This window comes from Citrobacter sp. Ca225, assembly GCF_030337175.1.
Lineage (GTDB): Bacteria > Pseudomonadota > Gammaproteobacteria > Enterobacterales > Enterobacteriaceae > Citrobacter_A > Citrobacter_A amalonaticus.
Genome location: NZ_JAOWCD010000068.1, coordinates 74,071 through 85,637, shown reverse-complemented (window position 1 = coordinate 85,637; position 11,567 = coordinate 74,071). Strand labels below are relative to the sequence as shown.

The following is an 11,567-nucleotide window of genomic DNA, read 5'->3' as shown; positions in this document are numbered from 1 at the left end:
GCTCCTTGTGAAATCGACCCATTGTAAAAGCTTCCGTCGTGGAAACTGCGATCCGTTCGTCTGTTATTGAAACTCTGTCGTCCAGAGGGGAATGTGCTACCATGCACCGCTCAGTTATCCACCTGTAAAAACAGCTATGAAATTTCCCGGTAAACGCAAATCCAAACACTATTTCCCTGTCAACGCACGCGATCCACTGCTGCAACAAATCCAGCCTGAAAATGAAACCAGCGCCGCATGGGTGGTGGGGATCGATCAAACGCTGGTCGATATTGAAGCGAAAGTGGATGACGCGTTTGTACAACGTTATGGACTGAGTGCCGGGCATTCACTGGTGATTGAAGACGATGTGGCCGAAGCGCTGTATCAGGAACTGGTGCGTGACAATCTGATCACCCATCAGTTTGCCGGTGGCACGATTGGTAACACCATGCACAACTACTCCGTGCTGGCCGATGACCGTTCGGTGTTGCTGGGCGTGATGTGCAGCAACATCGAAATTGGCAGCTACGCCTACCGCTATTTGTGCAACACCTCCAGTCGGACCGACCTCAACTATCTGCAGGGCGTTGACGGGCCGATTGGCCGCTGCTTTACCCTGATAGGCGAATCCGGTGAGCGTACCTTCGCCATCAGCCCAGGGCACATGAACCAGCTGCGTGCGGAAAGCATTCCGGAAACGGTGATTGCCGGGGCATCGGCGCTGGTGCTGACCTCCTATCTGGTACGCTGCAAGCCGGGCGAGCCGATGCCGGAAGCCACCATGAAGGCCATTGAGTACGCTAAAAAGCACAATGTGCCCGTGGTGCTGACGCTTGGGACCAAATTCGTGATCGCCGATAACCCACAGTGGTGGCAGGGTTTCCTGAAAGAGAACGTCTCAATCCTGGCAATGAATGAAGAAGAGGCCGAAGCGCTGACCGGTGAAAACGATCCGCTGCTGGCATCTGATAAAGCGCTGGACTGGGTCGATCTGGTGTTGTGTACCGCCGGACCGGTAGGGCTGTACATGGCGGGCTTTACCGAAGAGGAAGCCAAACGCAAAACTCAACACCCGTTGTTGCCTGGGGCGATTGCCGAATTTAACCAATATGAGTTCAGCCGCGCGATGCGCCATAAAGACTGTCGCAATCCGCTGCGCGTCTATTCCCATATCGCGCCGTATATGGGCGGTCCGGAAAAGATCATGAACACCAATGGCGCAGGTGACGGCGCGCTGGCGGCGCTGCTGCACGATATTACCGCCAACAGCTATCACCGTTCGAACGTGCCGAATTCCAGTAAGCACAAGTTCACCTGGCTGACCTATTCGTCATTAGCTCAGGTGTGTAAATATGCCAATCGTGTGAGTTATCAGGTACTGAACCAGCACTCTCCGCGTCTGACGCGTGGACTGCCGGAGCGTGAGGATAGCCTCGAAGAGTCGTACTGGGATCGTTAAGTCATTATGCCGGATGGCGACGTAAACGTCCTATCCGGCCTGGCGTAACCATTATCTGTGTCATCACGTAGGCCTGATAAGCGAAGCGCCATCAGGCAAACGAGCCGATGCCACGACGATCACCCGGTCACGATTTCACCCGCAGGGGGTGTTTCCAGCAATTCCAGCATCGTACGGGCGATTTCACGCTCGCCCATCACGACCTGATTAGCGCCGCGTTCGGTAATGTACTCGACCTCATCGTCATAATGCGCACGAGCAATAATCTCAATATTCGGGCATTTCTCGCGGGCAGACGCAACAATTTCACCGGCCTCATAGCCGTTCGGGATGGTGAGGATCAGCCAGCGGGCGCAGTCCAGATGCGCCAGATTCATAATCTCTTCATTGGCGGCATTCCCCAGCACCGCGCGGATCCCGCGCTCGCGTAGTTCATCCACTCGTGTCCGCGACGTTTCGATAACCACTAACGGCATCCCGGCCGCCATCAGTTTTTCACCGAGCAGACTGCCGACACGGCCAAAACCGACCAGCAGCGCGTGGTTGCAGATATCCACCGGAATTTGTTTCTCTTCCTCGATAGCCTCTTCCAGCGTTTGTTCTTCCAGCGTCTCGGTTTTTGCCAGATATTTTTCCAGCAGAGCAAACAGCACCGGGTTGAGCATAATCGACAGAATCGCCCCTGCCAGCACCAGATTTTGCCCTTCCTGCGGCAGCAGGTTCAGCGCCATCCCCAGACCGGCGAGAATAAAGGCGAATTCACCAATCTGCGCCAGGCTGGCGGCGATGGTCAGTGCGGTGCGCGGCGAGTGGCCAAACAGACGCACCAGGAAAAAGGCGGCGACCGACTTACCAAAGATAATGATGGCAAGCGTTGCCAGCACGGCCAGCGGTTGTTGGATCAGAATCAGCGGATCAAACAGCATACCGACGGAGACAAAGAACAGGACGGCAAACGCGTCGCGCAGCGGCAGGGTATCGTGGGCCGCGCGGTGGCTCAGTTCCGATTCATTCAGTACCATCCCGGCAAAGAACGCGCCCAGCGCGAAGGAGACATCAAACAGTTCCACCGCGCCGAAAGCGATACCTAATGCCAGCGCCAGTACGGAAAGGGTAAACAGTTCGCGGGAGCCGGTTGCCGCGCTGCGCGCCATAATCCACGGTACCAGACGGCGGCCAACCAGCATCATAATGGCGATAAAGGCGATAACTTTACCGATGGTAATGCCCATGTCGACGGCCAGCGAGGCGAAGCCAACGTTACCTTTTTCCACCATACCGGCGACGGCTGGCAGCAGAACCAGCGTCAGTACCATTACCAAATCTTCAACAATCAGCCAGCCGATGGCGATCTGCCCTCGCTGACTGTCGACCAGTTGTCGTTCTTCAAGCGCGCGCAGCAGCACCACGGTACTGGCGGTTGAAAGACATAAACCAAAGACGATACCGGTCATCAGCGACCAACCCAGCATGGCGGAAAGGGCCATACCCAACAGCGTCGCCACGGCTATCTGGGCGATCGCGCCGGGAATGGCTATCGACTTTACCGCCATCAAATCCTTCAGTGAAAAGTGCAAACCGACGCCGAACATCAGCAGAATAACGCCAAGCTCAGCGAGCTCCGGCGCAAGTTTGGTATCAGCCACAAAGCCTGGCGTAAAAGGACCGGCCAGAACGCCCGCTAACAGATATCCCACCAGAGGAGAAATACGCAGTTTATTGGCAAGCATGCCGAGTATAAAAGCGAGCACAAGGCCGCCAACAATGGTGGTGATAAGCGGGGTGGCGTGATGCATTCCGTCTCCTTTGGTAGCTGATTTCCAAAATTCCAGGTAATAGTTTATGACAATTTTGACTATTATGTTTATGAATAATTATTGAATTTTGAAGAAAACTGCAATTTGAGCTGAAAAAAGCACGGATCGGAAAACGAATGGGTTGTAGACAGAGCAAAGGCTTATGGCAGCAGGCTGAGAGGGCGGCTAAAGTTTAGCTTTAGCCGCAAAAACTCAGGCTTTATGCCGGTTATCAGGTAGGAATATGGTCAAGATCCCCAGAAGTGGCAGGAAAGCACAGATTTTATAGACTAACTCGATGCTGGTATGGTCAGCGAGCAGACCTAACACCGCGGCTCCCAGGCCACCCATCCCAAAGGCAAAACCAAAAAACAGACCAGAAACCATGCCGATACGACCCGGCAGTAGCTCCTGGGCATACACCAGAATGGCGGAAAACGCCGAGGCGAGAATAAAACCAATGATCACCGTTAAAATGCCGGTCCAGTGCAGGGTGGCATAAGGTAAAATCAACGTAAACGGCGCGACGCCGAGGATAGAGCCCCAAATGACATATTTTCTGCCAATCTTATCGCCTAAAGGCCCGCCAATTACCGTTCCTGCAGCAACCGCAAACAGGAAAGCAAAGAGGTGAAATTGCGCGTTTTGTACCGATAATCCGAATTTTTGCATCAGATAAAAGGTGTAATAGCTGCTGATGCTCGCCATATAGAAGTATTTCGAGAAAATCAGGATCAGCAGGACGCTGACCGCAAGCACCACCTTATTGCGCGGCAGTGGATTGATAATCGTTGCTTTTGGTTTCCCCTTGCTCATTCGATGCTGCGCGGCATACCAGCGGCTAATTTGCGCCAGCACAACAATGGCCAGCAGCGCCGCAAGAACGAACCAGGCCACATTACCTTTGCCGTAAGGGGCGATAATCACTGCCGCCAACAACGGACCGAGGGAGCTACCAAAGTTACCGCCCACCTGGAAGATGGACTGGGCAAGACCGTGGCGTCCGCCTGAGGCCATACGCGCCACACGGGACGATTCCGGGTGGAATACCGAAGAACCGGTGCCGACCAGCGCGGCAGCCAACAGCACGGTGCCAAAACTGCCGGCCATTGCCAACAGCACCAGACCGCTTAGCGTAAAGCACATGCCAATCGGCAGCGACCACGGCATCGGGTACTTATCGGTCCAGTAGCCAACCACCGGTTGTAGTAGCGAAGAGGCCAACTGGAAGGTCAGGGTGATCATCCCTATCTGCATAAAGGTCAGTGAAAATTCGGACTGTAATAGCGGATAGATCGCCAGAATTAACGACTGAATCATATCGTTAAGCAGATGTGAAAGGCTGATCGCGCCTAAAATGCCGAACGACGTGCGTGCCTTAGCGACTGGCGCGGACGCACCAGGTGCTGGCTGGGTTTGTTCACTCATTGCCATAGAAAGTCACTTCTGTCTGATTTGCGATGTATGCGCTTTATCCTTCACGCTACCCGGATGCAACGTGAATGATGTTGCGCACAGGGGAATATCGTCATTGTGATTATTACCTGACTAACATACCTGCGGACGAGGTTTGAAGGAAGTCTCAATTCTGAAAACTTATTCGACTATTATTTCAGATAATTGTAATTTCAGCCGAGTGAAGGAATCAGGGAGAGAAACATGAAATTTTTGAAACGGGGTGTGGCGCTGGCACTGTTCGCCGCATTCACGCTGGCAAGTCAGTCTGCTCAGGCTTATGAAAAAGATAAAACCTATAAAATCACCATTCTGCATACCAACGATCACCATGGCCATTTCTGGCGCAGCGAATACGGCGAGTACGGTCTCTCAGCGCAAAAAACGCTGGTGGACGGGATTCGTCGCGAGGTGGCTGCCGAAGGGGGCAGCGTCCTGCTGCTGTCCGGCGGTGACATCAACACTGGCGTACCCGAATCGGATCTACAGGATGCTGAGCCCGACTTTCGCGGGATGAACCTGATTGGTTATGACGCGATGGCGGTCGGTAACCACGAATTTGATAATCCGCTCACTGTCCTGCGTCAGCAGGAGAAGTGGGCGAAGTTCCCGTTTCTCTCAGCCAATATTTACCAGAAAAGTACCGGCGAGCGCCTGTTTAAACCCTGGGCCATTTTTAAACGCCAGGATTTGAAAATCGCGGTGATCGGTTTGACCACCGACGACACGGCGAAAATCGGTAACCCTGAGTTCTTCACCGATATTGAATTTCGCAAACCAGCGGAAGAGGCAAAGGTGGTGATTCAGGAATTGCAGATGAATGAAAAGCCGGACGTCATGATTGCCACCACTCATATGGGGCATTACGACAACGGCAACCACGGATCGAACGCACCGGGCGACGTTGAAATGGCGCGCAGTCTGCCAGAGGGCGCGCTGGCGATGATTGTGGGTGGTCACTCACAGGACCCGGTGTGCATGGCGGCGGAAAATAAGAAACAGGTGGATTACGTTCCCGGTACGCCGTGTGCACCGGACAAACAGAATGGTATCTGGATCGTGCAGGCTCATGAGTGGGGGAAATACGTGGGTCGCGCGGACTTTGAGTTCCGTAACGGCGAGATGAAAATGGTCAACTATCAGCTGATTCCGGTGAACCTGAAGAAGAAAGTGACCTGGGAAGACGGGAAAAGTGAGCACGTACTTTACACCCCGGAAATCGCGGAGAATGCGCAGATGCTCTCGCTGTTGTCACCGTTCCAGAATAAAGGAAAAGCGCAACTGGATGTGAAAATTGGTGCGGTGAATGACCGACTGGAAGGCGATCGCAGCAAGGTCCGTTTTGTACAAACCAACATGGGGCATTTGATTCTGGCTGCGCAAATGGCGCGCACCGGTGCCGATTTTGGCGTCATGAGCGGCGGCGGCATTCGTGACTCGATTGACGGCGGGGATATCACCTATAAAAGCGTGCTGAAGGTTCAGCCATTCGGCAACGTTGTCGTATATGCCGACATGAACGGTAAGGATGTGACGGATTATCTGACGGCCGTGGCGCAAATGAAACCTGACTCCGGCGCCTATCCGCAGTTTGCCAGGGTTAGCTTTGTGGCAAAAGAGGGCAAACTCAACGATTTGAAAATCAACGGCGAGCCGGTTGACCCGGCAAAAACCTACCGTATGGCGACGCTCAGCTTTAACGCGACCGGCGGCGACGGCTATCCGCGTATTGATAACAAACCGGGGTACGTCAACACCGGGTTTATTGATGCGGAAGTGCTGAAGGAATACATTCAGAAAAACTCACCGCTGGATGCCAGTGCGTATGAGCCGAAGGGGGAAGTTAGCTGGCAGTAACAGGGCGGAGTGCCGGATGGCGGTGCGGGCACCTTATCCGGCCTACAGGTTAGTGCGGTTTCCTGGCCTGATAAGCGTCGCGCTATCAGGCCATCATTCTATAATCACTTAATCCCGGCGGGCGATATCGGCGAATTCAGCCTCCAGAATCGCGGCTAAATCAACCGCCGCCAGTTCAATATCCAGCCCGCGTTTGCCGCCAGAGACAAAAATGGTGTCAAACGTCCGGGCTGGCGCATCAATCAGCGTCGGTAGACGTTTTTTTTGTCCCAGTGGGCTAATGCCGCCGACCAGATACCCGGTCGTGCGTTGCGCAACCAGCGGATCGGCCATATCGACTTTTTTCGCGCCGAGCGCTTTGGCGACTTTTTTCAGATCCAGTTGTCCGGCCACGGGCGTGACTGCAACCGCCAGATGTTTCATATCGCCATTCACCGCCACCAGCAGCGTTTTGTACACCTGATCGGCATTCAGCCCTAACTTGCGCACCACCTCATCGCCGAAGTTGGTCACGGCGGGATCGTGGTCGTAGGTATGGATCCTGAACGTAATTTTGTTTTTTTCGAGTAATTTAACGGCGGGTGTCATAGCTATTTTTCCTGGCTAAACCAAATGACGAGTCAAGCATATCTCTAACGAATGTTCGAAATATAGTACCATCTTGCGCAATTATGTTGGCAGGATGCAGAGTTTGAGCGACAATCGACATACACCGTCGCATTAAGCGGCGGCATAATAATAATGATGAAATTCCTCTTTGACGGGCCAATAGAAATATTGGCCACTTTTTTTATCGCATCAGCTCCGGCAGATTTCCCTCTCCATAAAGGTGCAGCGCGCCGACGGCCACCACATAGCGACCCGCAGGCAGTGCCGCCAGACGATCCCGCCAGGCGATATTGCGTTGATGCATCAGCACATAGTACAGCGACTGACTGAAGGTGTTGGGAAGCGTCAGGTGATTGTCCTGCGGCGGGGAGTCAAGCCACCAGCTCATCATCTGTTGCAGTAGCCGGGCGTTGGTGTGCCAGTGCGTTAGTGTGTCCTCCAGCAGCGCCAGGCCGTTGTCTGGCAGTTCACACAACAGTGCAATCTGGCTGGCGGCACCTTCCAGTTCAATCACCGGTTTTTCTGCCTTTTTCGCGGCCTGCAACAGCTGATAATCAATACCGTATTCCGGGCGTAATCCCAACTGTTGCGCCTGGGTGGCCTGCAACACCATCGCGATTTGCCACAGCGGTTGTGTGGAAAACAGCGTCGGAGAGATCCCCAATTCATCGGTCGCGCGATGCAGATTGCGCAACTGCTCCTCGCTGATGCGCTCTTCCAGTGCGGCAAATTCGGGTAGATCGGCAAAAGGGCTGTCATTGCCGGAGACGTCGGCCTCAACAATTAGTGCATCGGCGCTGTTAAGCTTTTTGAGCAGTCTGGCAGGGAGAGGGGACATATCGCGACTGCCCATATGAATACTGCCAATCAGGTGGAAATGGCGGTTGCCGGGCAACGAAACATCAATGGCGGGCCAGGTATAGCGATTGCCGGATAGCGTAGCGAAGAATGTTTTTACCCGGTAAAACAGATCCATGCGACCTCCCTAATCAGAAGCCCATGCTAACGCGTGGCCCAGGGGTGTGCAATGTGTGAATTGCCGGATGGCGGCGCTAAAACGCCATCCGGCATCGCTTACTCTTTCGGTTTAAAGCGCAGCAGTCGGTTCGCGTTGCTCACCACGGTAATGGACGAGAGCGCCATCGCCGCACCGGCAACCACCGGGTTCAGCAACGTACCGGTAAACGGCCACAGAATACCGGCTGCAACAGGAATACCGATGCTGTTGTAGATGAATGCGCCAAGCAGGTTTTGCTTCATGTTTCGAAGCGTTGCGCGGGAGATAGACAGTGCATCTGCCACGCCCATCAGGCTATGACGCATCAGGGTAATTGCAGCGGTTTCGATAGCCACATCGCTGCCGCCGCCCATTGCGATCCCGACATCGGCTTGCGCCAGCGCCGGTGCATCATTGATGCCGTCACCGACCATCGCCACCTGACGCCCCTGGCTTTGCAGACGTTTAATGGCATCGGCTTTACCGTCCGGCAGAACGCCGGCAATCACCTCATCAATTCCCGCCTCTTTGGCGATGGCGTTAGCCGTCGTCGGGTTATCGCCGGTTAACATCACCAGACGATAGCCGGCGCGGTGCAGTCGCTGAAGGGCGGCCACGCTGTCGCTACGCAACGGATCGCGCACGGCCAGCAGCGCTGCCGCTTTACCATCAATCGCCAGCAGCACCGGCGTAGCACCCTGAGAAGCCTGGGCCGATATCTCGGTTTCCAGTTCGCGAGTGTCAACCTGCTGCTCGTTCAGCAGGGCCTGGTTGCCCAACAACAGCGTATGCCCTTCGGCTTCACCGCTAACGCCTAATCCACGCAGGGTGCGGAAACCGTTGACCTGCGGCAGTGCACCATCACCGGCTTTGTCGAGAATCGCTCGTGCCAGCGGGTGGCTGGAGCCTTGCTCAAGCGCCGCCGCCAGACGCAGCACCTGCGCCTCATCAGTCTCGCCTACAGTTTTAATCGCCACCACCTGGGGTTTGCCTTCTGTCAGTGTCCCGGTTTTGTCGAAGACCACGGTATCCAGAGTGCTGGCGCGCTGCAGCGCATCGGCATCACGCACCAGTACGCCAAACTCAGCCGCACGACCCACGCCGGAAATAATAGACATTGGCGTTGCCAGACCCAGCGCACACGGACAGGCAATAATCAGTACTGTGGTTGCAATCACCAGGGTGTAGACAATTTGCGGCGCCGGGCCAAAGAAGTACCAGATACCCGCGCTGACCAGCGCAATCACGACCACAACCGGAACAAACACGGCGGAAATCTTATCGGCCATCTGACCGATTTCCGGCTTACTGCTCTGGGCCTGGCGCACCATACGGATAATGCGCGACAGCGTAGTATGGCTGCCGACTGCGCTGGCGCGGAACAACACGCTGCCATCCTGCACAACGGTACCGGCATGCACACTGTCGCCTTCCCCTTTTTGCTGTGGGATAGGTTCGCCGGTAAGCATCGCCTCATCCAGCCAGGCTTCGCCCTGGGTGATTTCACCGTCAACCGGTACGCGGTCGCCGGTGGTCAGACGCAACAGCATTCCCGGTTGAACCTCTGCTAGCGGTACGCTCTTTTCACCGTCTTCTGTCACCACTCGCGCCGTTGGCGGCGTGAGATCGAGTAATTTTTCCAGCGCCTTAGACGAGCGCTGACGCGCGCGGGCTTCCAGCATGTGTCCGAGGTTAATCAGACCAATGATCATCGCGCTGGCTTCATAATAAAGATGACGCGCTTCCATCGGGAACCACTGCGGCCACAGGTTGACGCTCATCGAGTACAACCAGGCTACGCCGGTGCCCAGCGCCACCAGGGTGTCCATCGTGGCGGTGCCGTTCATCAGGCTCTTCCACGCGCTGCGATAAAAATGGCCGCCTGCAAAAACCATCACGGCGAGCGTCGCCAGACCTATCGCCAGCCACAGGCTGCGGTTGTCGGCGGTCACCATCATGTTATCGCCCATCATCCCCCAGACCATCACCGGCACACCCACCAGCAGGGCGACAATCGCCTGCCAACGGAAGCGTTTCATTGTCGCGACGGCGGTTTCCTGCTGGCGCTCACGGCGTTTGAGATCGTCTTCAATCGCCTCCGCGCCATAGCCGGCTTTTTCCACCGCCTGGACTAAATCGGCGGCGGACGCACTGCCCATCACCAGCGCAGTACGTTCCGCGAGGTTTACCCGTGCCTGCGTGACCCCGGGAACGCTTTGCAGCGCATTTTGTACCCGGGAAACACAGCTGGCGCAGCTCATGCCGCTTAACAGCAGCTGTTGGCTCTCATCTTCAGCCGTCGCTGCCGGAAGCTCAGGAGGGACCGCTGCCAGTGCTTCCGACGGGATTGATGACTCCGCCAGCGGTTTAGCCTTTGGGTGGCTTAACTCTGCGCCGTAACCGGCTTGTTTGATGGTGTCGATAAGCGCTTCGGCGCTGGCGGTACCGGTGACGTGCGCTTCAGTCACGGTAACCTCAGCCTGTTCAACATCCGGGCGTTGTTCAAGACTCTCTTTTACGCGTTTGACGCAGTGACCGCAGGACAGGCCGTCCAGGGTCAGGTTGATAGTGTGAGACATCACTTCACTCCTTTATTACAGGGATTAATTGACTGTGATAAAGGTTAAACCTTCCAGCAAGGGGAAGGTCAAGGGATTTGTTTTCACCCTGTTTTTTTAATGTTCCAGTGCGATGGCGCAGACATGTTCGAGGGTGGAAAGGTTGTTGTAAAGTTCCGGTAAGGTCATTTTTTTTCTAATCACGACTTTTAGATTAACCTCTATTTTCCCCTTTTTGATATCGCGGATGGTGATAGCTTCAATAATGTTTTTTTGCTGATTAATACTTTCCACCAGCGTTTGTAGTCCTGATTTTTCGTCAAGAATAATGCGAATCTTAACTTTACCGGGCAATTGATTTTTAGTTTGTAAAAAGATGACAAAATAGCTGAGCTTTATGGCCAGCAGGAACAAGCCTGTGGCAAGAAGCGCATGCATATAAAAACCGGCGCCACTGGTAATTCCCACTCCCGCAGAAGCCCATACAATGGCTGCGGTTGTCAGCCCGGAGATGGCGTCGTCATGGCGATGAAGGATAACACCTGCACCGAGAAAACCTACGCCGCTGATAATTTGTGCGGCCAGGCGCATCGGATCGCTACGTATATTCATCGAGATTTCCGCGTAATACTCTGCTGACTGAATAGAGACGATGGTCAGAACGCAGCTGGCGACGGAAATAATGACGCACGTTTTAAATCCTACAGGCTTTCCTTTCGATTCTCTTTCAAGACCGATGATCCCGCCGAGGATAAAAGCGACGCAAATTTTGCCCAGCGTAATTAACAGAGATTCTCCTTCACCGAATAAGAGGAAGGATAACGTATTCATATTTCCTCCGGAAAACTCACCTC

The 11,567-nt window shown here is 54.5% G+C and carries 8 protein-coding genes; 2 read left to right on the top strand and 6 right to left on the bottom strand.

Translation table 11 applies throughout. The features are described from left to right. Positions 1-136: 136 nt before the first annotated feature. Positions 137-1,441, top strand: a complete 1,305-nt coding sequence (gene gsk, locus OGW13_RS10340; RefSeq protein ID WP_044259024.1) for an inosine/guanosine kinase — start codon at positions 137-139, stop codon at positions 1,439-1,441. Between the two features lie 119 nt (positions 1,442-1,560). Here gsk and ybaL read toward each other — a convergent pair whose 3' ends face one another. Both ybaL and fsr read right to left on the bottom strand, forming a co-directional pair. After that, entirely contained in the window at positions 1,561-3,237 is a 1,677-nt protein-coding gene (gene ybaL, locus OGW13_RS10335; RefSeq protein WP_043001543.1) for a YbaL family putative K(+) efflux transporter, read from the bottom strand. A gap of 213 nt (positions 3,238-3,450) precedes the next feature. Further along, positions 3,451-4,671, bottom strand: a complete 1,221-nt coding sequence (gene fsr / locus OGW13_RS10330) for a fosmidomycin MFS transporter (RefSeq protein WP_043001542.1) — start codon at positions 4,669-4,671, stop codon at positions 3,451-3,453. A gap of 225 nt (positions 4,672-4,896) precedes the next feature. On the opposite strand from fsr, the gene ushA reads away from it, so the two are divergent. Beyond that, complete coding sequence (gene ushA / locus OGW13_RS10325; RefSeq protein WP_200119685.1) at positions 4,897-6,549, top strand: bifunctional UDP-sugar hydrolase/5'-nucleotidase UshA; 1,653 nt, start codon at positions 4,897-4,899, stop codon at positions 6,547-6,549. A 108-nt stretch (positions 6,550-6,657) separates the two neighbouring features. Here the strand turns inward: ushA and ybaK are convergent, their stop codons facing one another. The 4 genes from ybaK to OGW13_RS10305 all read right to left on the bottom strand — a co-directional run bounded on the left by ybaK (position 6,658) and on the right by OGW13_RS10305 (position 11,544). Then, the gene (gene ybaK, locus OGW13_RS10320) at positions 6,658-7,137 is read right to left on the bottom strand and encodes a Cys-tRNA(Pro)/Cys-tRNA(Cys) deacylase YbaK (RefSeq protein WP_287116053.1); all 480 of its coding nucleotides are present in this window, start codon (positions 7,135-7,137) and stop codon (positions 6,658-6,660) included. 202 nt (positions 7,138-7,339) lie between these two features. Further along, entirely contained in the window at positions 7,340-8,134 is a 795-nt protein-coding gene (locus OGW13_RS10315) for a TraB/GumN family protein (RefSeq protein ID WP_043001539.1), read from the bottom strand. Between the two features lie 98 nt (positions 8,135-8,232). Next, entirely contained in the window at positions 8,233-10,734 is a 2,502-nt protein-coding gene (gene copA, locus OGW13_RS10310; RefSeq protein WP_043001538.1) for a copper-exporting P-type ATPase CopA, read from the bottom strand. Between the two features lie 96 nt (positions 10,735-10,830). Then, positions 10,831-11,544, bottom strand: coding sequence for an MgtC/SapB family protein (locus OGW13_RS10305; protein WP_046401497.1), 714 nt, complete (start codon positions 11,542-11,544; stop codon positions 10,831-10,833). Positions 11,545-11,567 lie beyond the last annotated feature (23 nt).